This is a genomic window from Phenylobacterium sp. (assembly GCF_965229015.1).
In the GTDB taxonomy this organism is placed as follows: Bacteria; Pseudomonadota; Alphaproteobacteria; order Caulobacterales; family Caulobacteraceae; genus Phenylobacterium.
Window position 1 is genome coordinate 22,576 of record NZ_CBDDIM010000001.1, and the last position, 21,005, is coordinate 43,580.

The following is a 21,005-nucleotide window of genomic DNA, read 5'->3' on the forward strand; positions in this document are numbered from 1 at the left end:
CAAGCCATGCCTCTCGGATCTGCTTCGAAGACCGGCGAAAAGCGCCAGAAGACCCGCGAGCGCCTGATCGCCGCGGCCCTCGCGGTGGTCCTGGAGAAGGGATTCGTCGCCGCCAGCCTGGACGAGATCGCCGCGCGGGCCGGCATGACCAAGGGCGCGATCTACGCCAACTTCGCCGGCAAGGCCGACCTGATGTTCGCGGTGGCGGAGAGCCAGTCCCTGACCCTGCAGCCGGCCTATGTGGCGGGCGGGACCCTGGCCGACCAGCTGCGCGCCACCGCCGACGCCCTGGTGGCCACCCTGCCGCGGGTGGGGGGCGTCGAGCGGCTGATCGTCGAGTTCCAGATCTACATGATGGCGGAGCCGGAGCTGCGCCGTCGCGCCGCCGCCCTGCAGGCGGAGGGCCTGGCGGCCCTGACCGCGGCGGTGGCGGCCAACTATGCCGATGTCCTGGCCATGCCCGCCGCAGACCTGGTGGCGGCGCTGCAGGCGCTAAGCCTCGGTTTCCTGCATCAGCACCAGCTCACCCCCGATGCGGTGACCGAACAGGCGATCCGCGCGGCCTTCGACGCCCTGGCCCGCGGCGCGGTGCGTTAGCCCTACTTCTTGCTCTTCCCCGCCGCGGCGATGGCGGCGTCGAGGTCGGCCAGCGTGCCGACGCCGGCCTCCACCTTCACCCCGTTGACGTAGAAGGTGGGCGTGCCGTCCACGCCGCGGGCGATCCCCTCGCTGACCCGGGTCTCCAGGGCTTCGCGGTTGGCCGGGTCGTTGACGCAGGCGGTGACCTGGGCCTCGCTGAGGCCGGCCTGCTTGGCCACGTCCAGCAGCACCGGGCGCAGCTGGCGGGTCTCGTAGATCTCCGCCTGGCGGCGGAACAGGCCCTCCACCACCTGGAAGTACCTGGCGGCCCCGGCGCAGCGGGCGGTGATGAAGCCCACGGCGGCCACATTGGCCGGCTCGGTGATGAACTCCTTCAGGACGTAGCGGACCTTGCCGGTGTCCACGTACTTGGCCTTGAAGGCCGGGAAGATCTCGTTGTTGAAGTGGGCGCAGTGAGTGCAGCTCAGGGAGGCGTACTCCTCCACCACGATCCTGGCCTTGGCCTTGCCCAGCGAGAGATCGCCGGTGGGGTAGGGGGCGGGCGCCGCGGCGGTGAGCAGGAGGAGGGCGAGCAGGGGGAGGCGCACGGAAAGCTTCCTGGAACTGTGACCGCTCCAGGACACCGGGCCGGGCTCGCCTGTCAACCGAGGCCGTTGGCGCCGGGGGGCGCGAGCCGTCATAGTGGGGACCGGCGGATTCATTGCCCGCCACCCAAGCCATTTCAGTCGCGTTCATTCCTGGGCACTTCATGTCGGTTACGACCGCGGCCGAGCCGGCCGCACCGCCGCCGCGCTGGCCGGACGGCTTCTTCACGGTCAGGGACGGGACCCGCCTGCACTATGTGGAGGCCGGCGCCGGCGTGCCGGTGATCCTGATCCATGGGGCCCGCGGCAGCGCCATCGGCAACTGGTTCTCCAACGGCATCGCCCCCAAGCTGGCCGAGACCAACCACGTCTATGCCCTGGACATGCGGGCCCACGGCCTGTCGGGCGGGGCCCGCCACAGCCACTTCAACATGGCCGACGACGTGCTGGAGTTCATGGACCAGATGGGGATCGGCAAGGCCCACATCGCCGGCTACTCCATGGGCGGCGGGGTGACCCTGCAGCTGCTGGCCCGCGCCCCCGAGCGGTTCATCACCGCCTGCTTCCAGGGCTCTGGGATCAGTGAGGTCGGCGAGTGGAGGGACAAGGTCCCGCCCGACGTCACCGGTGAGGCGCCCGACGAGGCCGCCGCCAACGCCCAGGTCAAGGCGCGCCGCCAGGCCAAGGGCGAGGAGGTGGGCAACGACCTCGGCGACAGGATCCGCGCCAAGGTCCAGGCCGTGGCCGGCGCGGGCGCGGTGCGCAAGATGGAGGACATGGCCGGCCGCATGATGGCGACGCTCACCAAGCTGGACCTGTCGAGGATCGACTTCCCGGTCATGGCCATCAACGGCGAGTACGACCGCCCCAACGCCCGCACCCACCGCATGGCCCGGGAGCTCAAGGACTTCACCAACCTGGTCCTGCCCGGCAAGGGGCACCTGAGCGCCATGATGGCCGGCTTCATCCCGGCGGAATATGTCGAGGGCTACGCCCGCTTTGTCGCCCTTAACAATCCGCCGCAGGCTGGAAGGTAAAGGAATGTAACCTGGGCGAGAATTCAGGGGCCGGACGAACCGGCGAAGGTTAAGCTTGCCGCCAGTCGAAGGTGTCGTGGGAAGCGCAAGGATGAACATCGCCGTCCTGGACGATGACCAGGCCCACAACGACCTGCTGGCCGCCATGCTGCGCCAGGCCGGTCATCGCTGCCATGTCTACGAAAAGCCCGCGGCCCTGCTGGCCGACCTGCGCCGACAGACCTTCGACCTGCTGATCATGGACTGGAACATGCCGGAGATGAGCGGCATCGAGGTCCTCAAGCGCCTGCCCGAGCTGCTGCCCGCCACCCCGCCCGTCCTGTTGGTCACCAGCCGCTCGGTGGAGAGCGACGTGGTGGCGGGGCTGAACGCCGGGGCCGACGACTATCTGGTCAAGCCCTTCGAGCCCTCGATCCTGCTGGCGCGGGTGGCCGCCCTGCTGCGGCGGGCCTATCCGACCTCGCCCCCCACCAGCGGCGAGACCCATGAGGGCTGGACCTTCGATCCAGCCACCGAGACCGCTACCCGCGACGGCAAGACCGAGCAGCTCACCGCCAAGGAGTTCCAGCTCGCGCTCACCCTGTTCCGCAACATGTCCCGGGCGCTCAGCCGCGACTACTTGCTGGAGCGGGTCTGGGGCCACCGGGCGGACCTGGAGACCCGCACCCTCGACGCCCACATCTCGCGCCTGCGCAGCAAGCTCTCCCTGCGGCCGGCCAGCGGCTTCCGGCTTGTGACGGTCTACGGCTTCGGTTACCGGCTGGAGCGCTGCCAACCGGTCCTGGAGGACGCCCAGTGAAGGTGCTCGCCCTGCTCCTGGCGCTCGCGGTCCCCAGCGCCGCCCTGGCCCAGCAGGGACCGCCCCCCGCCCCGGACGCCCGCTATGTGGTGAAGAAGGGCGACAACCTCTACGACCTGGGCCGCCGCTACTTCGCCCGCCCCGGCGACTACGAGACCGTGCGGCGCCTGAACCGCATCCCCAATCCGCGGCGCCTGCAGCCGGGCGCCACGGTGGTCGTGCCCTACCGGGTCATGCGGACCGTCCCGATCACCGCCGAGCTGGTCGCCTTCTCCGGCGCCGTGCGGATCGAGCAGGCCGGCCGGCCGGTGACCCCGCGGGTGGGCCTGCCCATCGTCGAGGGCATGACCCTGAGCACCCAGGCCAACGGCTTCCTCACCGTCGAGCTCTCCGACGAGAGTCGACTGACCCTGCCCTCCAATTCCAGCGCCCGGGTGCGCCAGTTGCGGGAGGTTCCGATGACCGGCGGCCTGCTGCGGGTCTTCGACCTGGACACCGGCCGCAGCTCCACCTCGGCCACCCCGGGCGCCAATCCCAATTCCCGCTTCCAGATCCGCACGCCGCTGTCGGTGTCGGCGGTGCGCGGCACCGAGTTCCGGGTCGCCGCCCTCGGCGGCGGTCAGGCCACCACCGAGGTGCTGAAGGGCCTGGTGGGGGTCAGCGGTTCCGGCGCCGAGGTGGCCGTGGCCGAGACCTTTGGGGTCAGGGTCACCCCCGACGCGGTGGGAGCCCCCACCCCGCTGCCCCCGACGCCCAGGCTCGCCCATGGCGGCCGGGCCCAGGAGGACGCGGTGGTTACCTTCGAGATCGAACCGGTGGCCGAAGCCGTGGCCTATCGCCTGCAACTGGCCAATGACGCGGGCTTCATCGACACCTTCGCCGAGACCCGGACCGACAAGACCGTGGTCACCTTCGAGGGCGTGCCGGACGGCGCCTATTTCGTCCGCGCCACCGCCATCGACGCCCAGGGCCTGGAGGGCGCGGCCTCCAACTACGCCTTCGAGCGCGACCTCAACATCCTGGAGCCCGGCCAGGCCGCGGCGGAAAAGGTCGGCAAGCTGCGCCAGTACCTGTTCCGGTGGACGGCCACCGGCCAGGGGGTGCGGACCTACCGCTTCCAGCTGTTCGGCGAGGCGCAGGCCACCACCGCCCTGGTGGATCAGCCGGGACTGGAGGCGCCCCAGGTGGTGCTCACCGACCTGCCGCCGGGCGCATACTATTGGCGGGTCATCGCCACTCGTCTGAACCGCGGCAAGATCACCGAGAAGGTCGGCGGCCTGCAAGACCTCGTCGTCGGCCGGTAGCCCATGCCGGAGCCCGGGCGATCGCCGGCCTTCCGACGACTGCTGCTGGAGTGGCTGCTGGTGGCGGTCCTGGCCACCGCAGCGGCCGGGCTGGCCAGCTGGAACGGCCTGCTGGCCCGCGCCGACGGGGCGGTCTACGACGCCCTGGCCCTGCTCAATGGCCGCCCCGCCGATCCCGATCTCATCATCGTGGCCATCGACGACCGCAGCCTGGCCGAGCTTGGCCGCTGGCCCTGGCCGCGCGCCCGGCACGCCGAGCTGCTGAGGGTGCTTGCGCCCATGGCGCCGAGGGCGGTGGTCTACGACGTCCTGTTCACCGAGCCCGATCCGGCCGACGCGGACCTGGCCAGGGCGATGACGGACCTGGGCTCGGTCTTCCTGCCGGTGCTGGTGGAGCAGGGTTTCAACGGCGCGGGCCTGCGGGAGGTCCCACCGGCGGGGCCCCTGGCCGTGGCCGCTGAGGGCGTCGGCCAGGTGATCATCCGGCCCGATCCCGACGGGGTGGTGCGCCACCGCGAACGCTGCGCCCGGCCGGCGCCGCGTCCCCTGGCCGAGGTGGTGCTGGGCCAGCGCCGGCCCTTGCCCCCGGCCGGGGCGGCCCCCTGCGTCGGCGAGATGATCCCCTTCGCCGGCCCCCCGGGCGCCTATCGGACGGTGAGCTTCGGCAGCGTGCTGCGGGGCGAGGTCCCGGCCGCCTTCTTCACCGGCCGCCGCGTGCTGGTGGGCGCCACGGCGCTGGGCATGACCGACCATTTCCAAACGCCGATGGGGGGCTCCAGTGGCGGCATGTCGGGGGTGGAGCTGCAGGCCAATATCCTGGACGCGCTCGACCATGGCCTGACCCGCGGCGAGGCCGGGCGGCCCTGGCGGCTGGCCCTGGCGATCCTGCCGCTCTGGGCCCTGATGACCGGCTTCCTGACCCTCAAGCCTGCCCAGAACCTCGGCCTCGCCGCCGGCCTGGGCGCGGCCGTCCTGGCCCTCAGCGTCGGCCTGTTCGGCTTGGCGCACCTGTGGCTGTCGCCGGTGACGACCCTGGCCATCCTGCTGTTGGTCTTCCCGGTCTGGGGCTGGCGGCGGCTGGCCATGGCCAGCGACTTCCTGAAGGCCGAGTTCGAGCGGCTCGGCGGCCACCTGGAGGCGCCGGCCGCCACCGCCCACGGCCCGGTGGCCGACGTGGTCGCCAGCCAGGCCCGGGCGCTCAGCGGCGCCATCTCGCGCATGGACGCCCTGCGCCGCTTCGCCGACGACATCCTCGCCAGCCTGCCGGACGCCACCCTGGTGACCGACGCGCAGGGCGTCGTCATCCAGGCCAACGCTCCAGCCCGGGCCCTGCTGGGAGAGGGCCTGGTGGGCGTCCCCTTGGTCGACCTGCTGCGGCGCCTGGAGCCGGTGGCGCTGGAGGCGGGCGACCTGACCGGACCCCAGTCACGGCCCCTGGCCCTGCGGGACGGCCGCACCCTGCTGCTGCACACCGCCCCGCGCCGGGGCGAGGGGGAGGGGCCGGCCGGGGAGGTGATCGGCCTGGCCGACGCCACCGAACTGATGGCCACTGCGCGCCAGCGCGAGCAGGCTTTGCAGCTGCTGACCCACGACATGCGCTCGCCCCAGACCTCGATCCTGGCCCTGCTGCAGCAGTCTCCGGGGCTGGAGCCCACCATGGTCGGCCGCATCGCCGCCAATGCGCGGCGCACCCTGGCCCTGGCCGACGGCTTCGTGCAGTTCGCCCGGGCCGAGGCCGCCGCCCTCGGCCGCGAGCCGGTGGACCTTGCCGATATGGTCTGCGAGATGGCCGACGAGCTCTGGCCCCAGGCCCAGCAGAAGAAGGTGACCTTCGTCCAGGCCGGCTGCGACGAGCCGGCCTTCACGCTGGGCGACCACTCACTGCTGGCGCGGGCCTTCGCCAATCTGTTCGAGAACGCGGTGAAATACAGCCCGCCCGGCGCGAGGATCGCCGTCGCGCTCACCCGCGAGGCGGGGCGGATCATGGTCTCGGTGACCGACCAGGGCCCGGGGCTGACGCCCGAGGAGGCCGCCGCCGTCTTCGAGCCCTTCCAGCGTTTCGACCGGCCCCAGGGGGGCGATCCGGGGGCGGGGCTTGGCCTGGCCTTCGTGCGCTCGGTGGTGGTGCGCCACGGCGGCCAGGTGCGCTACGAGACCGCGTCCGGCGGCGGCGCACACTTCATCGTCGACCTGCCGGAGATGGCCTAGGGTCTGGCGAGGGCCGCGGTGACCAGGCGATCCACCGCCGCGGCGGGCTCGCCGTGGGCGCGCTCGGTGGCGGTGGCCGAGAAGGCCGCCTTGCCGGTCCTGGTGTCGATGGCCGTGACGTTCAGCGCATAGGCCGGGCCGCGCAGACCCCAACGCCGGCCCGCCTTCGGATCGGCCAGCCAGTCCCCGGCCTTGTCGCGCATCACCCCGACGCCCTTGGGCAAGGCGGCGAAGGTCACCTGCAGGAGATAGTCGGCGCTGGCCGGATCGCCGAGGCGCGCGTCGCGGGCCTTGAGGCGGTCGAGCGCCAGGGCGCCGGCCTGGTCGAGCCGCGCCCGATCCCCTGGCGTGGCGGCGCTGGGGGCCAGCGCCAGGGTCTTGCCGTCGGCGAAGGCGGGGTCGCCGGCGCGCACCGCCTGGGGCGGGGTGGCGCATCCGGCCAGCAGGGCCGCGGCGGCGAGGGAGGTCAGGATCTTGGCGGCCATCGGGCGACTCTCCGATCCGGCGGCGGCGGCGTCAATCGGAGACCAGCGGCAGCAGCACCTCGCGCAGGATGAAGATCCAGGCGGCGAAGTTCGCCACCAGGGCGAAGGCCAGGAGCAGGCGCCGGCGCAGCGGGTTCATGACATCAGGCATGGAAGAGGGCCAGGCCCAGGACGAGGCCGGAGACGGAGGCCGAGGCGGCGACCAGCAAGGCCAGCCTGACGAAGGCGGGGATCGAGGTCATCGCGAACAGGCCGGCCGGACCGGCCGGGCCAGGTTGAGGGGGCCGCGCTCCAGGAAGCTCTGGACGTCGGGGGTCAGGGCCCACCGGTGGGAGCCTTCACCGAAGGGCAGGAAGATCAGGCTGGGCTGGCCAGTCCGGGCCGCGCCCTCGCAGTGGGCGTCGAAGGCCTCGAAGATCTCGCGCCGCAGGCCGTCGGAGATACGTTCCTCGGTCCGGCGCATGGCGATCCGTTCGGCCACCAGGTTGCGGTGGGCCGATCCGCCATAGATCAACAGAATCTCGACGATCTCGGCCACCAGCGGATTGACGTTCCACGTCTTGGCCAACTTCATACGCCGCGCCAGGGCGACTTCGTCTGTGTCCGACATCTGCGTGCGACCTTGCGTTGCGGGTTACCCTTAACGAAGTCCTAGCAGAGCTTGAGCGTGGAAACCCCTGTGCGGGTTTCGATTTTACATTGCTTTACAGTTGGCCGCCGCAGCCGATCGCCGCCGTAAGGCCGGGCGCCTCGGACTCGGCGCTCGACCCTGGCGGGCGCCGCGGGGGGCTAGCGCGAGGCCATCCGCTCCAGGGCGTCGCATTTGGCCTCGGTCACCTCCGGCCAGGGGCCGCGGTCCGAACCGATCACGCGCAGGGCGTCCTCGCGGGTGATGCGGTTGCGGCGGGCCAACAGGTCGGCGGCGCGGTCGGCGAAGGCGCGGCCCGAGGCCATGGCCTTGACGTAGTTGACCCGGCCCGGCTCCTCCCGCCAAGCCGTGGCGGCGGTGCGGCCGCCGTAGGAGACCTGGGAGGTGTCGCGTCCCCAGGCGGTGGCGAAAGCCGGGGTGGCGCCGAGATAGCGCTTCAGGGCGCAGGCCTGCTGCACGCGCCAAGCGGGCGCGGCCTGGGCTCCGGAGGCGCAGACGGTGAGTCCGGCCAGGAGAAGAAGGGGCAGGCGGCGTTTCATGCTCAGAGAGGATGCCCGCCCAGGACGGTGATCGCAACCACGACGGCCAGGGCCAGGACGGCATAGATGACGTGTCCCACGACGGGGCCCCCAGAATCGCATTTGGAAATACGATCCTAGCCAGGGGCCAGCCGCGGGCATGACGCAGTTGGACTATGGCCCCGCGCGAGGCGGGGCCAGGATGTCCTACTTGTCGACCGACTTGCTGACGGCGGTGCCGACCGCCGCGCCGGCGACGGCGCCGACGGGGCCGCCCAGGACGGCGCCGGTGGCCGCGCCGGTGGCGGCGCGTTGTTCGACGTTGTGGCCGCAGGCCGCCAGGGTGAGGGCGACGCCGGCGACGGCGATCAGGCTCAAGGTTTTCCGCATGACATGGCTCCGGTTGAAGGGTCTCGGGCGGAGGAACGGCGGACAACGGTGGAGGTTCCGGATGGGGGCGCCCGGCAAGAAATCCACAGGCAATTTATGCTGCGCTGCAATATGGGGTTGCGAATCGTGAAGCTAGCCGTCATAAGCACCGGCAACTTCGCCATGGCTTGTCTTCCGACGTGTAAGGAGCAAGCCCGCCGCGAAACGCCGCCAGCAAGTGCAGGGGCGTCTAGCAGCAACGATGTCTGGGGGCGCCTTCGCCCTCGCCACACGGGACAACCACCCTTTGCTAGCTAAACCTCAGGCGCGCGCCGATTGGCGAGCGTTGACCAGCGCTGTGTTGTTGGGTTCAGGCGTCGGCCTGGCCCTCGGCGCGGCCTACCTGGCCGGCGGCATGGCCCGCGCGACCACCGATCACCAACGCGCCGCCCGGCTGGCCGAAGCCGCCGCCGGCGGTTTCTCCGAGTCCGTTCTTCAACGCGAAGCCGCCGCCATGGATCCCGGCGTGCTGCGCGTCGCCCGCCGTCATGACCCCTTCACCGTGGCCGGCGGCGCCGAGCGCGACCGCCAGACCGCGATCCTCACCGCCCGCCTCGAACAGCGCGACCGCAGCCCGGCCTCGGCCCTGGTCCTGCGCGCCGCCTTCGCCGGCCCGCTGGCTCCGGCCGCCGCGCCCTTCCGCATGGCCGGGGTCATGGAGAGCTCGCGTGAGCTCGAGTGCCTGACCCAGGCGGTCTATTTCGAGGCCCGGGGCGAGGCCGCCACCGGCCAACAGGCCGTGGCCCAGGTCGTCCTCAACCGCGTCCGCCACCCGGCCTATCCCAAGAGTGTCTGCGGCGTGGTGTTCCAGGGCGCGGCCCGGGCGCGCGGCTGCCAGTTCAGCTTCGCCTGCGACGGCTCCATGCGCCGGGGCCGCGAGGCCATCGCCTGGAACCGCGCCAAGCAGGTCGCCGCTCGCGCCCTGTCGGGGGCCGTCATGGCCTCGGTGGGCGACGCCACCAACTTCCACACCACCGGGGTCTCCCCCAACTGGGGCGGCCGCATGATCCGCGTCGCCCAGGTGGGAACCCACGTCTTCTACCGCTTCGGACGCGGCGCCGCGCCGGCCACCTATGTGGCCGACTCCCGCGCCGCGGGCCGCGATCTGAACGAGGCGCCGGTGGCCTATGCCAGCCTGGCCCCGACCCCGGCCGCGAGCTCGGTCGCCAGCGCGCCGGACTTCCGCCTGGCCTCGGCCGTGGTGGTTTCCGGTCCCGCCGACAGCCCGTTGGTCAAGGCCTCCGAGGCCGCGGAGGCCCCGCCGCCCGCGTCGGACGCCAAGGCCAAGGCCGAGGCGCCCAAGGCCAAGCCAGCCTCCGCCCCGGCCGCCAAGCCCGCCGAGACCGCCATGAAGACCAGCTCCTCGGCCGCCAGCTCCTGACGGCCCGGCGCCTTCGCCGCATTCCCGACGCCTGAAGAGCGCATTGCCGCTTGCGGCAGGGCCGTGCGCGCGATGATGCTCGCGCCCTCGGAAGCCTGAGCGAAGGAGTGCGCCGTTGAACGCCTTGGATCGGAACGCCGAGCTGGCCCAGGCCCTGCTGGGCTGCAGCTACGAGGAGCTGACGCCGGTCCAGCGCAGCGTCATCGACCTGATCGCCACCGAGGCCCCCAGCGGCCTCAACCCTCAGCTCACCAATGACGACCGCACGTTCTGGCAGCGGCTGGCCGACACCATCGCCGAGGTGGGAGGCTCCTGGCGGTTCATCTTCGGCTTCCTCGGCGTCCTGATCGCCTGGGTGACCTGGAACGCCCTCACCAAGCAATTGGCCTTCGACCCCTATCCCTTCATCTTCCTCAACCTGGTGATGTCGATGATCGCGGCCCTGCAGGCGCCGGTGATCATGATGAGCCAGAACCGCGCCGCGGCCCGCGATCGGGCCAACGCCGAGCACGACTATGTGGTCAATCTGCGCGCCGAGCTTGAGATCATGCACCTGCACGACAAGCTCGACGCCCTGCGCAACGAGGAGCTGGTGAAGCTGGTCAAGGCCCAGAACGAGACCCTGGACCTGCTGAAGGCCCAGATGGCGGCCATAGCCAAGACGAAAACCTAGGCGCGCGCCGCGCGCCTCAGGGCCTGGGGCGGCTGGCCGAAGGCGCGCAGGAAGGCCCGGCGCATGCGCTCGGGATCACCGAAGCCCACGCTGAGCGCCACCCTGTCGATGGGATCGGCCGACGCCTCCACCCGCTCCCGCGCCGTCTCCAGGCGCAGGCGCTCCACCGCCTTGGCGGGCGTCATGCCGGTCTCGGCGGCGAAGGCGCGGGCGAAATGGCGCGGGCTCATGGCCGCCCGGTCGGCCAGCCGGTCGACGGTCAGCGGCTCGGCCAGGTGCTCCCGCATCCAGTCCAGAAGGTCCGAGAACCGCCCGCCCTGGCCGCCCATCTCGATCAGGGCGGAGAACTGCGACTGGCCGCCCGGCCGGCGATGATAGACCACCAGGGTCTGGGCCGTTTGCCGGGCCACCTCTTCTCCCAGGTCCTGGGCGATCAGGGCCAGGGACAGGTCGATCCCCGCCGTGATCCCGGCCGAGGTCCAGATCGGCCCCTCGCGCACGAAGATGCGGTCGGCCTCCACCCGGACCTTGGGATAGCGCTTCTGCAGCTCGGCGCTGCGGGCCCAGTGGGTGGTCGCGCGCTTGCCGTCCAGCAGGCCGGCCTCGGCCAGCAGATAGGCGCCCGAACAGACGCTGGCCGTGCGGCGCGCCTTGGCGGCGACCGCCTGGATATGGGCCTTCAGGCGGGGATCGCGCGACGCCTTGCTGGCCCCGATGCCGCCGGAGATCACCAGGGTGTCGAGATCCTCGTCCAGGGCCTGCGCGCCCATGCCGGCGCCCGAGGAGCTCATCACCTGGCCGGCATCGGCGGCCATGACCTTCAGGCTGTAGGCCTCGGGCCGATAGCGCCCGGCGATCTCGAACGCCCCCAGGGGACCGGCCGCGTCCAGCAGCTGGAAGTCGGGGAAGATCAGGAAGCCGATCTTGCGGGGCATGGCGGAATCCGAGGTAAGAATGTCATTTCGGCCAGACCCTAGGGCTGCGATCCTGAGCTCGTCAACTTCCAGGGAACCACCGCCATGTCCGACCCGACCATCGTCTTTCCGCTCTATCCGGGCGTCACCCACCTCGACTTCACCGGCCCGCACCAGGTGATGTCGCGCATCCCCGGCGCGAAGCTCATCGTCGCCTCGGCCGGCGCCGCCGATATCGAGGCCGATGGGCTGACCTTCACGGGCCTGGCCGACCTGTCCAAGGTGGAGGCCTGCGACGTGCTCTGCATTCCCGGCGGCTTCGGGACCACCGCGGCCATGCTGGACGAGGCCTTCATGGCCGATATCAAGCGGCTGGCGGCCGGCGCCAAGTACCTCACCAGCGTCTGCACGGGCTCGTTGATCCTGGCGGCCGCGGGCCTGCTGAAGGGCAAGCGCGCCACCTGCCATTGGGCCTGGAAGGACCAGCTCAAGCCCTTCGGCGTCATCGTCACCGAGGGCCGGGTGGTGCGCGATGGCAATGTCATCACCGGCGGCGGGGTCACCGCGGGCCTCGACTTCGCCTTCACCATGGTGGCCGAGCTGGCCGGCGAGACCCTGGCCCAGTCGATCCAGCTCGGTCTGGAATACCAGCCCGACCCGCCCTTCAACGCCGGCAGTCCGGAGACCGCGCCGCCGGAGATCCTGGCCGCCGTGCGCGGCATGATGTCGGGCGCCATGGCGTCCCGCCAGGGCGCGGCCGAAGAGGCCGCGCGCCGGCTGGAGACCGCCGCGACCTAGTGGGCGGCGCTGGTGTCCACCTCCCGGGCCGGCCGGGGCGTGAGCCAGACCAGGGCGGCGGCCAGGGCGAAGACCCCGGCGCAGGCCAGGAACAGCTGATTGGTGGCCAGCATCACCGCCTGGGAGCCCACCAGGTTGTTCACCGCGCCGAGGGCCTGGGCCGCGCCCATGGACGGGGTCAGGCTGTCGACCGTGGCCTGGGCGTTGGGCATGGCGGCGACCAGGTCGGCGTGGTTGCTGGTGGCGTTGTTCTCCCAGACCGTGTTGACGATCGAGGTCGCCACCGCGCCCGACATGGTGCGGATGAAGTTGAGCAGGCCCGAGGCGTCGGCCGTCTCCTCCGGATCGACCGCGCCGAGCGCCACGGTGGTCACCGGCAGGAAGAACATCGGCATGGCCGCTCCGGCCACGAACAGCCACAGCGAGATCTGCCCGAAGGTCATCTGGCTCTCGCCGTGGCTGCGCATGAAGGTGGTGAAGGCCAGCCACGAGACCCCGATGAACAGGATCCGGCGCGGATCGACCCGGGCCATGACCTGGGCGGTGATCGGGGCGCTGAAGATGGCCAGGATGCCGATCATGCCGGTGACGTAGCCCGCCCAGGTGGCGGTGTAGCCCATGTTGGACTGCAGCCAGAGCGGGGTCAGGACATTGGTGGCGAAGAAGGCGCCCATCACCAGGGACATGGTGATCATCGAGGTGCTGAAGCCGCGGTGGCGGAACACCTTCAGGTTCACGATGGGGTTCTTCTCGGTGAGCTCCCAGATCATGAAGGCCGCGAAGCCCACCAGGGCCACCAGGCCCAGCGCCACGATCAGGGGCGACTGGAACCAGTCGCGCTCCTTGCCCAGGTCCAGCAGGATCTGCAGGGCCCCGATCCAGACCACCAGCAGGGCCAGGCCCACACCGTCGAAGGGGGCGCGGCGGGTGAGGCCCTCGTAGCGCGACAGGGTGCGCCAGACCATCACCCCGGCCAGGATGGCGACCGGCACATTGACCAGGAAGATCGAGCCCCAGCCGAAGGTGTCGCACAGATAGCCGCCGAGGATGGGGCCGCAGACCGGCGCCACCAGGGTGGTGACGGCCCACAGACCCATGGCCGCGGGCCGCTTGTCCGGCGGGAAGATCTGCATCAGCAGGGTCTGGGAGAGCGCCATCAGCGGCCCGCCGCAGATCCCCTGCAATACCCGGAAGAACACCAGCAGCCCCAGGGACGGGGCCAGGCCGCAGAGGGCCGAGGCGATCCCGAACCCGATCAGGGCGGTGGCGAAGGTGCGCACCGGCCCGAACCGGGCGGCCAGCCAGCCGGTGAGCGGCACGGTGATGGCCTCGGCCACCGCGTAGGAGGTGATGATCCACACTCCCTGGCTGGTGGAGGCGCCGAGCGCGCCCGAGATGTTGGGCACCGAGACATTGGCGATGCTGAGGTCCAGCACCGCGACGAAGTTGGCCAGCGCCAGCAGGATGCCGGCGCCCCAGAGGGCCGCGCCGCTCAGGGGCTGGGCGCGGCCGTTGGCGACTGTTGCGAGAGCCATGACGGGTCTGGCCTCAGCGGCCGGTGGTGATCTGGGCGCTCATGGACATGCCGACGCGCAAGGGGTGAGCCTTGAGATCGGCGGGGTCGATGGCGACGCGGACGGGCAGGCGCTGCACGACCTTGATCCAGTTGCCGGTGGCGTTCTGGGCCGGGATCAGGGCGAAGGCCGAGCCGGTGCCGCCGGAGACCCCCACCACCGTGCCGCGATACTTCACCCCGCCGCCGTAGAGGTCGGACTTCAGCTCCACCGGCTGGCCGACGCGGACCTTGCGCAGCTGCTGTTCCTTGAAGTTGGCGTTCACATAGGCCTGCTCGACCGGGACGATGCTCATCAGGGCCTGGCCCACCTGCACCCTCTGGCCCACCTGGACGTCGTTCTTGGCGACGACGCCGGCGATAGGGGCGCGGATCACGGTGCGGGCGAGGTCGAGCCTGGCCTGCTCCACCCGGGCGCGGGCGGCGGCCACCTCGGGATTGTCGGCCTGGCCGACCCCGGAGATCAGCGCGCTGTTGACCGCCCTCTGACCCTCGGCGGCCCGCTCCTGGGCCACGGCGGCGGCCACGGCGGCCTGGGCGGTGGCCAGGGAATTCTGCGCCTGGGTCAGCTCGTCCCCGGAGACGGCCCCGCCGGCGGCCAGGGCCTTGCGGCGGTCATAGTCGACGCCGGCGCGGGCCAGGTTGGCCCGGGCGCTCTGCACCTGGGCGGCGCGGGCGGCCACCTCGGCGCGCAGGGCGTCGTCGCTGGCGTAGTAGCCCACGACGCGGCGCTGCACCTGGGCCAGTTCGGCCTCGGCGCGGGCCAGGGCCAGCCGAGCATCGGCGCTGTCCAGCACCACCAGGGGCTGGCCGGCCTTCACCGCCTGGGTGTTGATCACCGGCACGGCCACGACGGCGGCGGCGGTGAGGGGCGTCACCTGGGCGGTGGCGGCGTCCACATAGGCGTTGTCGGTCTCCACATGCTTGCCGCCCTCGGCGACGGTCCAGCCGCCGGTCAGCAGGGCGCCCAGGACGACGGTTCCCCCCAGCAGGGCGAACAGCCGGCGGCGGTTGGAGGCCGGAACGGGCGGGGGGGAGAGCGGAGCGGCGACGGCGGCTTCGGCGGGAACGTCTTCGGAATCGTACATGGCGGGGAGGCCTTGAAGAGGGGGAGGGGAGAGGTCGGTCAGGCGGCGGCGAACCCGCCGCCAAGGGCGCGGGTCAGGGCGATGTCGAGCAGGAAGGCGCGGGTCTGCAGGTCGGCCACGGTCCGCTGGTTGGCGATCAGGGCGTCCTGGGCGGTCAGCACGTCGAGATAGGTGGATAGCCCGCCGCGATAGCGCGCCACGGCGATGTCGTGGGCCTGGCGAGAGGCCTCCAGGGCTTGGCGGCTCTGGGCGAGGCGTTCGGTCAGCGCGCGGCTGCTGGCGGCGGCGTCGGCCACCTGGCGCAGGGCCTGGACCAGGGTGGCGTCGTAGTCGGCCACCGCGGCGTCGTAGTCGGCGCCGGCCGCGCCATAGGCGGAGCGGAGCTGGCCGCCGTTGAAGATCGGCAGGGTGATGGCAGGCCCGATGCCGCCGATGTCGGAGCCCTTCATCGTGAAGGCGTCCAGACCGAGGCTCTGGCGGCCGAAATAGGCCGAGAGCTGGATGTTGGGATAGAAGTCGGCCTTGGCGGCCTTGATCCGCTCGCCGGCCGCCTGGGCGCGCAGCCGGGCGGCCGCCAGGTCGGGACGGCGGCCCACCAGGGCCACCCGGACGTCGGCGGGCAGGCCGAAGGCCCGCAGGCCGCCCACCTGCGGCTGAACAATGGCCAGGCCGCGGTCGGGGCCTTCCCCCAGCAGGGCGGCGATGCGGTTGCGGGTCAGGGCGACCGATTCCTCCAGGGCGGCGACGTCGCCCCTGGCGGCGGCCACCCCGGACTGGGCTCGGAGCAGGGCGCCGCGGTTCTCCAGCTGACTGGCCAGGCGGTTGTCGATCAGGGTGGCGGTCTCCTGGCGGATGCGCAGGGCCTCGCGGGCGGCCTCGAGGTCGGCATGGGCCTGGGCCAGGTCGCCATAGGCCTCGGCCACGGCGGCCGACAGGGCCAGGCGGGCGGCCTGGCTGTCGATGGCCGCGGCCTGGGCCTGGCCGACGGCCGCGGCCAGGGCTGCGCGCTTGCCGCCCCAGAGGTCGAGGTCATAGGCGAGGTTCAGGCTGGCCCGGGCGCTGTTGTCATAGCCCTTGGGGACGAAGGCGGCGGGGAAGCCGTTGTTGTAGCTCTGCTTGACGGCCTGGACCTGGGCGGTGGCGTCCAGGGTGGGGGCGAGCGCCGCGCGGCTCTGGCCCGCCAGGGCTTCGGCCTTGGCGAGGCGGGCGCGGGCGGCGGCGATGTCGGGGGACTGGGCCAGCGCCTCGTCGATGAGGCCGTTGAGCTGGGCATCGCCGTAGGCGCGCCACCAGCCGTCGGCGGGCCAGGCGCTGTCATTGGCGGCGAAGGTCTGTGTGGAGGCCAGGGACTCGGCGGCCAGCGGCGTGGCCCGCTGGGTGGCCGGGGGCAGGGTGGCGCAGGCGGCGAGCGCGGCAGTCAGGGCCGCGGCGCTCGCCGCGTTCGCCAGTCGACGAGACCATACGCCGCCTTCGCGGCTGGGGAGGAGAGACAGGTGACGCATGGGGGGAGCTCGTTAACCAGGAACAAAACCGTACGGTACGGTTCATATTTTCGCCTTACCCCTGCGTCAGGACTTGCGTCAAGGCAAAACTGTACGGTACGGTACGATTTATGAAACAGGGCATCGCCAAGAGCATCCGCGACCAGCGTCGGGACCGGATTCTGGAGACCGCGCGGGAGGTGTTCTTCGAACACGGGTTCGCGGCGGCGACGATGTCGATGATCGCCGAGCGACTCGGCGGCTCGAAGGCGACCCTCTATGCCTACTTCAAGAACAAGGAAGACCTGTTCTCGGCGATCATCACGGAGCAGTGCTCGGTGATCCAGAGCGCCCTGGTCATGGACGACGGCGGCGCCGACGTGCGCACCACCCTGACCAAGCTGGGTATCGAACTGATGACCGCCATCGTCTCGGACCAGGCGGTGCGCACCATGCAGCTGGTGATCGAGGAAGGCCCGCGCAATCCCGAGCTCGCGCGCCGCTTCGACGAGGCCGGCCCGCAGGAGGGCTCGGCGCGGCTGGCGGCCTATCTGGCCCAGGCCCATGAGCGGGGCTCGATCCACGCCCCGGACCCGCTCCAGGCCGCCCACGTGCTGAGCGGTCTCCTGAAGGGCGAAATGCACCTGCGCCGCATGCTGGGCATCGAACCCGAGCCGTCGGCCGAGCGCATCGCCAAGGATGTGGAGACCGCCGTGAACGTCTTCCTGGCGGCCTACGGGCCGAGGCGAGCGCCTCCCTTCCCATGAAGGGAAGGGAGAACGCGATCTGTCCTAGTCGGCGATGTGGATCAGCATCTTGCCGGTGTTCTTGCCCTCGAACAGGCCGATCAGGCCCTCCGGCGCGCGCTCGAAGCCGTCCAGCACGGTCTCCTGGTACTTGATCTTCCCGGCCTTCAGCCAGCCGGTCATGTCGGCCAGGAAGGCCTGGTTCAGGTGCGGGAAGTCGCTGGCCACGAAGCCTTCCATCCGCACCCGGCCATAGATCAGGTTGAAGAGGTTCTTCACCCCCTCGCCGTCGCCGTTATAGGTCGAGATCATGCCGCAGACCGGGATGCGGCCGCGCACGTTCATGCGCGGGAGGGCCGCGTCCAGGTGCGCGCCGCCGACGTTCTCGAAGTAGACGTCGATACCCTTGGGCGTGGCGGCCTTCACCGCCTCGGCCAGCGGCTGGGTCTTGTAGTTGATCACCGCGTCCAGCCCCACCTCGTCGCGCAGCCAGGCCACCTTGTCGTCCGATCCGGTGGTTCCCACCACGTAGCAGCCCTTGAGCTTGGCGATCTGGGCGGCGACTGAGCCCACGGCCCCGGCGGCCGTCGAGATCATCACCTGCTCGCCGTCCTTCAGGGCGCCGGTCTCCAGCAGGCCGCCATAGGCGGTGATGCCGGTGCCGCCCAAGGCGTGCATGTAGACGGTCAGGGGCAGGTCGGGATCGGGATGCAGCACCGAGACGCCGCGACCGTCGGAGACGAAGACCTCGCGGAAGCCCGCGCCGTGGCGAACCAGGTCGCCTTCCTTGAACTTGGGGTTCTTGGACTGCACGACCCGGCCGATCCCACCCCCCAGCAGGGGCGCGTCCAGGGCCTGATCGGCGTCCAGGCGCGGCCGCATATAGGGGTCCACCGACATCAGCAGGGCGGTGACCTGGATCTCGCCTTCGCCGGCGTCGGCGACGGGCGCCTCCACCAGGGCGAAGTCCTGGGCGACGGGCTTGCCGTTCGGGCGGCGGACGAGATGGATCTGGCGGGCGGTGGTCATGGGGCGTCCTGAAATGGTTCAAACAATCGTTCGGACGCTAGTCGGACCCTCACCTTGGGTCATGCCAGAAAAACTCAAGCCGCTCAGTCGCCGCGCGATTTGTGCTGCACGGTGTCGACGTTCTGGGCGATGTTTCCCTGAGCGCCCTGCTCACGCAGGTTCGCCTCCCCGTCGCCGGTCTGCAGATCGGCGGCGCGACGATCGGAGCTGTCGCCTTCGATATCTGGCTTGGCGCCACCGCGCGGCTGTTGTGCGGCCGGGATGGGAGGGGCTTTGGACATGGTCTGGGTTTCCTCGTCTGGAAGGAGAACCCATTGACGCTACCGCCTGTTCCCGGATTTCAGACGGCGTCGAGGCCGATGTCGAGCACCGGCGCGGAGTGGGTCAGGGCGCCGACGCTGATCACCTGGACTCCGCTCTCGGCGATGGCGCGCACGGTCTGCAGGTTCACCCCGCCCGAGGCCTCTAGGACCACCTTGCCGCCGGCCAGGGCCACGGCGGCCTTCAGGTCGTCGGGACTGAAATTGTCCAGCATGATGACGTCGGCCCCGTGGGGCAGGGCCTCGCGCAGCTGCTCCAGGCTGTCGACCTCCAGCTCCACCTTGGTCAGGTGACCGGCGAAGGCCCGCGCGCGCTTGAGCGCATTGGCCACCCCGCCGCAGGCCGCGACGTGGTTGTCCTTGATCAGGATGGCGTCATCCAGGCCGAAGCGGTGGTTGACCCCGCCGCCGCAGCGCACGGCGTATTTCTCGAGGTGGCGCAGGCCCGGGGTGGTCTTCCGGGTGTCGACGATGCGGGCTCCGGTGCCGTCGATCCGATCCACATAGGCCCGCGTCAGGGAGGCGACCCCGGAGAGCCGGCCCATCAGGTTCAGCGCCGTGCGCTCGGCCGAAAGGATGGCGCGGGCATTGCCGGTGACCTTGGCCAGGACGGCGCCGGCCTCGACCTGGGCCCCGTCCTTCACCACGGCCTCGAAGCTGGCCTTGGGATCGAGGGCCAGGATCGCCAGGCGCGCGCAGGCCAGACCCGAGATCACGCCGGCCTGGCGGTTGGCGAACACCACGCTCATCACCGCGTCGGCGTCGATGCAGGCCTGGGCGGTGACGTCGCCCGCCCGGCCGAGGTCTTCGGCAAGCGCCAGGCGCACGATGGGTTCGATCAGCAGGTCGGGAAGGGGTTCGATCATTCGGCCGCGAAGCTCAAGGGATCGCTGGCCGCGACCTCGGCGAGGGTGACGAAGGTCCGCTTGGGCGGCAGCGGTTCGGGATAGTCGCTGCGGTAGTGGCCGCCGCGGCTCTCCTTGCGGTCCAGCGCGCACTGGGCGACCAGGCGGGCGGCCACCAGCGGGCCGGCGCGGCCGTGGGCGGCTTCGAAGCCGTCGATCTCGGACAGCAGGTTGGTCAGGCCCGCGGCGTCACGGACCACGCCCGCGTCGCGGCTCATGCCGATGCGCAGGGCGGCCAGGGCCTCGGGCGGCAGCTCGGGGGTCAGGATGCGGCGCAGGGGGCCGGTGGCGACCTCCCGCTGCTCGCGGGCGGCCTTGCCGGCGCGGGTCCCGAAGACGGCGGCCTCCAGCAGGGAGTTGGAGGCCAGGCGGTTGGCGCCGTGCACGCCGGTCGACGCGCACTCGCCGGCGGCGAACAGGCCCTCGAGCGAGGTCTGCCCGTTGGCGTCGGTGACGACGCCGCCCATGTGGTAGTGGCAGGCCGGCGCCACCGGGATCGGCTGGACCCGCGGATCGATGCCCCCCGACAGGCAGGCGGCGAAGACGGCCGGGAACTCCTCGGGGAAGTGGGCGCCCACGGCGGCGCGGGCGTCGAGGAAGGCGCCGCGCCCGGCGGCCAGCTCGGCATGGATGGCGCGGGCCACCACGTCCCGGGGCGCCAGCTCCGCGTCGGGATGGTAGGCGGCCATGAACAGCTCGCCGGCCGAATTGATCAGCTTGGCGCCTTCGCCGCGCAGGGCCTCGGTGGCCAGGGGCGCGGGATCGCGGCCGATGTCGATGGCCGTCGGATGGAACTGGACGAACTCGGGATCGGCGATGGTGGCACCGGCGAGGGCGGCGAGCGCCAGGCCTTCGCCCTGCAGCTCGGCCGGGGTGGTGGTGACGGCGTAGAGGCCGCCGATGCCGCCGGTGGCGAACAGGGTGGCGGGCGCGGTGATCTCGATCAGGCGTCCGGCCTGCTCGGCCACGACGCCGCGGATCCGGCCGCCCAGGTCATGCAGCACGCCGCGCAGGCGCATACCGGCCCGAACCTCGATATGCCGCGACGACAAAGCGGTCTGGACCACGGCCTCCATGATGGCGCGGCCGGCCTGGTCGCCCTTCACCCGGGCGACGCGGCTGCGGGAGTGGGCGGCCTCCAGGCTGGTGGCGAAGGCGCCGCTGGCGTCGCGGTCGAACGGGGCGCCGAGGTCGGCCAGGTGGCGGACGGCGGCGGGGCCCTCCTTGGCCAGCAGGTGGGCCATGGCCGGATCCACCAGCCCCGCGCCGGCGGCGATGGTGTCGGCGGCGTGCAGGGCCGGGGCGTCGTCGGCCGACAGGGCCGCGGCCATGCCGCCCTGGGCCCAGGCCGAGGAGCAGCCCTGGTTCAGGGGCGCGCCGGTGAGCAGAAGCACGCTGCGCGGCGCGGCCGAGAGCGCGGCCGACAGACCGGCCAGGCCCGCGCCGACGATCAGGACGCCGTCATGGTGGATGCGGTCGGCCAC

22 protein-coding genes are annotated in these 21,005 nt (G+C 71.6%); 9 read left to right on the forward strand and 13 right to left on the reverse strand.

Annotated features, from left to right (window positions below):
* Positions 1 to 6: 6 nt before the first annotated feature.
* Positions 7 to 597, forward strand: coding sequence for a TetR/AcrR family transcriptional regulator (locus ACO06I_RS00110; RefSeq protein WP_421930597.1), 591 nt, complete (start codon positions 7 to 9; stop codon positions 595 to 597).
* A 2-nt stretch (positions 598 to 599) separates the two neighbouring features.
* Here ACO06I_RS00110 and ACO06I_RS00115 read toward each other — a convergent pair whose 3' ends face one another.
* The gene (locus tag ACO06I_RS00115) at positions 600 to 1,187 is read right to left on the reverse strand and encodes a thioredoxin domain-containing protein (protein WP_421930598.1); all 588 of its coding nucleotides are present in this window, start codon (positions 1,185 to 1,187) and stop codon (positions 600 to 602) included.
* Between the two features lie 161 nt (positions 1,188 to 1,348).
* Here ACO06I_RS00115 and ACO06I_RS00120 point away from each other — a divergent pair, with 161 nt between their 5' ends.
* The 4 genes from ACO06I_RS00120 to ACO06I_RS00135 all read left to right on the forward strand — a co-directional run bounded on the left by ACO06I_RS00120 (position 1,349) and on the right by ACO06I_RS00135 (position 6,532).
* On the forward strand, positions 1,349 to 2,221 hold the full coding sequence (locus tag ACO06I_RS00120) for an alpha/beta fold hydrolase (protein WP_421930599.1): 873 nt from the start codon (positions 1,349 to 1,351) through the stop codon (positions 2,219 to 2,221).
* Positions 2,222 to 2,312: 91 nt separating this feature from the next.
* Positions 2,313 to 3,020 carry a response regulator transcription factor gene (locus ACO06I_RS00125; RefSeq protein ID WP_421930600.1) on the forward strand — a complete coding sequence of 236 codons (708 nt, stop codon included), beginning with the start codon at positions 2,313 to 2,315 and terminating at the stop codon, positions 3,018 to 3,020.
* The gene (locus ACO06I_RS00130; RefSeq protein ID WP_421930601.1) at positions 3,017 to 4,324 is read left to right on the forward strand and encodes a FecR domain-containing protein; all 1,308 of its coding nucleotides are present in this window, start codon (positions 3,017 to 3,019) and stop codon (positions 4,322 to 4,324) included. Before ACO06I_RS00125 ends, ACO06I_RS00130 begins: the two co-directional genes overlap by 4 nt.
* A gap of 3 nt (positions 4,325 to 4,327) precedes the next feature.
* A complete protein-coding gene (locus ACO06I_RS00135; RefSeq protein WP_421930602.1) occupies positions 4,328 to 6,532 on the forward strand; it encodes a CHASE2 domain-containing protein in 2,205 nt (734 codons plus the stop codon).
* Here ACO06I_RS00135 and ACO06I_RS00140 read toward each other — a convergent pair.
* The 4 genes from ACO06I_RS00140 to ACO06I_RS00155 all read right to left on the reverse strand — a co-directional run bounded on the left by ACO06I_RS00140 (position 6,529) and on the right by ACO06I_RS00155 (position 8,574).
* Positions 6,529 to 7,017, reverse strand: a complete 489-nt coding sequence (locus tag ACO06I_RS00140) for a hypothetical protein (RefSeq protein WP_421930603.1) — start codon at positions 7,015 to 7,017, stop codon at positions 6,529 to 6,531. The two genes, ACO06I_RS00135 and ACO06I_RS00140, sit on opposite strands and share 4 nt — an antisense overlap.
* 238 nt (positions 7,018 to 7,255) lie before the next feature.
* Positions 7,256 to 7,627, reverse strand: a complete 372-nt coding sequence (locus ACO06I_RS00145; RefSeq protein ID WP_421930604.1) for a hypothetical protein — start codon at positions 7,625 to 7,627, stop codon at positions 7,256 to 7,258.
* A gap of 179 nt (positions 7,628 to 7,806) precedes the next feature.
* Positions 7,807 to 8,205 (reverse strand): hypothetical protein, encoded by a 399-nt coding sequence (locus tag ACO06I_RS00150; RefSeq protein WP_421930605.1) that lies wholly within the window; start codon positions 8,203 to 8,205, stop codon positions 7,807 to 7,809.
* 186 nt (positions 8,206 to 8,391) lie between these two features.
* Positions 8,392 to 8,574, reverse strand: a complete 183-nt coding sequence (locus ACO06I_RS00155; protein ID WP_421930606.1) for a hypothetical protein — start codon at positions 8,572 to 8,574, stop codon at positions 8,392 to 8,394.
* 337 nt (positions 8,575 to 8,911) lie between these two features.
* Here ACO06I_RS00155 and ACO06I_RS00160 point away from each other — a divergent pair, with 337 nt between their 5' ends.
* Both ACO06I_RS00160 and ACO06I_RS00165 read left to right on the forward strand, forming a co-directional pair.
* Positions 8,912 to 9,994 carry a cell wall hydrolase gene (locus ACO06I_RS00160; protein WP_421930607.1) on the forward strand — a complete coding sequence of 361 codons (1,083 nt, stop codon included), beginning with the start codon at positions 8,912 to 8,914 and terminating at the stop codon, positions 9,992 to 9,994.
* Between the two features lie 115 nt (positions 9,995 to 10,109).
* On the forward strand, positions 10,110 to 10,667 hold the full coding sequence (locus ACO06I_RS00165; protein WP_421930608.1) for a DUF1003 domain-containing protein: 558 nt from the start codon (positions 10,110 to 10,112) through the stop codon (positions 10,665 to 10,667).
* Here ACO06I_RS00165 and ACO06I_RS00170 read toward each other — a convergent pair.
* Positions 10,664 to 11,602 (reverse strand): GlxA family transcriptional regulator, encoded by a 939-nt coding sequence (locus ACO06I_RS00170; protein ID WP_421930609.1) that lies wholly within the window; start codon positions 11,600 to 11,602, stop codon positions 10,664 to 10,666. The two genes, ACO06I_RS00165 and ACO06I_RS00170, sit on opposite strands and share 4 nt — an antisense overlap.
* 84 nt (positions 11,603 to 11,686) lie before the next feature.
* Here ACO06I_RS00170 and ACO06I_RS00175 point away from each other — a divergent pair, with 84 nt between their 5' ends.
* Positions 11,687 to 12,379, forward strand: coding sequence for a DJ-1/PfpI family protein (locus ACO06I_RS00175; protein WP_421930610.1), 693 nt, complete (start codon positions 11,687 to 11,689; stop codon positions 12,377 to 12,379).
* Here the strand turns inward: ACO06I_RS00175 and ACO06I_RS00180 are convergent.
* From ACO06I_RS00180 to ACO06I_RS00190, 3 genes are read right to left on the reverse strand one after another with little or no spacing between them, the layout of a single operon-like run.
* A complete protein-coding gene (locus tag ACO06I_RS00180; RefSeq protein WP_421930611.1) occupies positions 12,376 to 13,914 on the reverse strand; it encodes a DHA2 family efflux MFS transporter permease subunit in 1,539 nt (512 codons plus the stop codon). The genes ACO06I_RS00175 and ACO06I_RS00180 overlap by 4 nt on opposite strands.
* Before the next feature lie 13 nt (positions 13,915 to 13,927).
* A complete protein-coding gene (locus tag ACO06I_RS00185) occupies positions 13,928 to 15,040 on the reverse strand; it encodes an HlyD family efflux transporter periplasmic adaptor subunit (RefSeq protein ID WP_421930612.1) in 1,113 nt (370 codons plus the stop codon).
* 38 nt (positions 15,041 to 15,078) lie between these two features.
* Entirely contained in the window at positions 15,079 to 16,542 is a 1,464-nt protein-coding gene (locus ACO06I_RS00190) for an efflux transporter outer membrane subunit (RefSeq protein ID WP_421930613.1), read from the reverse strand.
* A gap of 110 nt (positions 16,543 to 16,652) precedes the next feature.
* Here ACO06I_RS00190 and ACO06I_RS00195 point away from each other — a divergent pair, with 110 nt between their 5' ends.
* A complete protein-coding gene (locus ACO06I_RS00195) occupies positions 16,653 to 17,288 on the forward strand; it encodes a TetR/AcrR family transcriptional regulator (RefSeq protein WP_421930614.1) in 636 nt (211 codons plus the stop codon).
* Positions 17,289 to 17,312: 24 nt separating this feature from the next.
* On the opposite strand, the gene ACO06I_RS00200 is transcribed toward ACO06I_RS00195, so the two are convergent.
* The 4 genes from ACO06I_RS00200 to ACO06I_RS00215 all read right to left on the reverse strand — a co-directional run bounded on the left by ACO06I_RS00200 (position 17,313) and on the right by ACO06I_RS00215 (position 21,005).
* The gene (locus ACO06I_RS00200) at positions 17,313 to 18,296 is read right to left on the reverse strand and encodes an NADP-dependent oxidoreductase (protein ID WP_421930615.1); all 984 of its coding nucleotides are present in this window, start codon (positions 18,294 to 18,296) and stop codon (positions 17,313 to 17,315) included.
* A gap of 83 nt (positions 18,297 to 18,379) precedes the next feature.
* On the reverse strand, positions 18,380 to 18,577 hold the full coding sequence (locus ACO06I_RS00205) for a hypothetical protein (protein WP_421930616.1): 198 nt from the start codon (positions 18,575 to 18,577) through the stop codon (positions 18,380 to 18,382).
* Positions 18,578 to 18,636: 59 nt separating this feature from the next.
* Positions 18,637 to 19,482, reverse strand: coding sequence for a carboxylating nicotinate-nucleotide diphosphorylase (nadC, locus tag ACO06I_RS00210; RefSeq protein WP_421930617.1), 846 nt, complete (start codon positions 19,480 to 19,482; stop codon positions 18,637 to 18,639).
* The gene (locus ACO06I_RS00215) at positions 19,479 to 21,005 is read right to left on the reverse strand and encodes an L-aspartate oxidase (RefSeq protein WP_421930618.1); all 1,527 of its coding nucleotides are present in this window, start codon (positions 21,003 to 21,005) and stop codon (positions 19,479 to 19,481) included. The genes nadC and ACO06I_RS00215 overlap by 4 nt, the downstream gene beginning before the upstream one ends.

Bases quoted from the DNA above. Each gene is read 5' to 3' on its own strand.
- ACO06I_RS00110 (WP_421930597.1), top strand. From the start codon at position 7: ATGCCTCTCGGATCTGCTTCGAAGACCGGCGAAAAGCGCCAGAAGACC.
- ACO06I_RS00120 (WP_421930599.1), top strand. From the start codon at position 1,349: ATGTCGGTTACGACCGCGGCCGAGCCGGCCGCACCGCCGCCGCGCTGG.
- ACO06I_RS00125 (WP_421930600.1), top strand. From the start codon at position 2,313: ATGAACATCGCCGTCCTGGACGATGACCAGGCCCACAACGACCTGCTG.
- ACO06I_RS00135 (WP_421930602.1), top strand. From the start codon at position 4,328: ATGCCGGAGCCCGGGCGATCGCCGGCCTTCCGACGACTGCTGCTGGAG.
- ACO06I_RS00140 (WP_421930603.1), bottom strand. From the start codon at position 7,017: ATGGCCGCCAAGATCCTGACCTCCCTCGCCGCCGCGGCCCTGCTGGCC.
- ACO06I_RS00145 (WP_421930604.1), bottom strand. From the start codon at position 7,627: ATGTCGGACACAGACGAAGTCGCCCTGGCGCGGCGTATGAAGTTGGCC.
- ACO06I_RS00150 (WP_421930605.1), bottom strand. From the start codon at position 8,205: ATGAAACGCCGCCTGCCCCTTCTTCTCCTGGCCGGACTCACCGTCTGC.
- ACO06I_RS00155 (WP_421930606.1), bottom strand. From the start codon at position 8,574: ATGCGGAAAACCTTGAGCCTGATCGCCGTCGCCGGCGTCGCCCTCACC.
- ACO06I_RS00170 (WP_421930609.1), bottom strand. From the start codon at position 11,602: ATGCCCCGCAAGATCGGCTTCCTGATCTTCCCCGACTTCCAGCTGCTG.
- ACO06I_RS00175 (WP_421930610.1), top strand. From the start codon at position 11,687: ATGTCCGACCCGACCATCGTCTTTCCGCTCTATCCGGGCGTCACCCAC.
- ACO06I_RS00180 (WP_421930611.1), bottom strand. From the start codon at position 13,914: ATGGCTCTCGCAACAGTCGCCAACGGCCGCGCCCAGCCCCTGAGCGGC.
- ACO06I_RS00185 (WP_421930612.1), bottom strand. From the start codon at position 15,040: ATGTACGATTCCGAAGACGTTCCCGCCGAAGCCGCCGTCGCCGCTCCG.
- ACO06I_RS00190 (WP_421930613.1), bottom strand. From the start codon at position 16,542: ATGCGTCACCTGTCTCTCCTCCCCAGCCGCGAAGGCGGCGTATGGTCT.
- ACO06I_RS00195 (WP_421930614.1), top strand. From the start codon at position 16,653: ATGAAACAGGGCATCGCCAAGAGCATCCGCGACCAGCGTCGGGACCGG.
- ACO06I_RS00200 (WP_421930615.1), bottom strand. From the start codon at position 18,296: ATGACCACCGCCCGCCAGATCCATCTCGTCCGCCGCCCGAACGGCAAG.
- ACO06I_RS00205 (WP_421930616.1), bottom strand. From the start codon at position 18,577: ATGTCCAAAGCCCCTCCCATCCCGGCCGCACAACAGCCGCGCGGTGGC.
- nadC (WP_421930617.1), bottom strand. From the start codon at position 19,482: ATGATCGAACCCCTTCCCGACCTGCTGATCGAACCCATCGTGCGCCTG.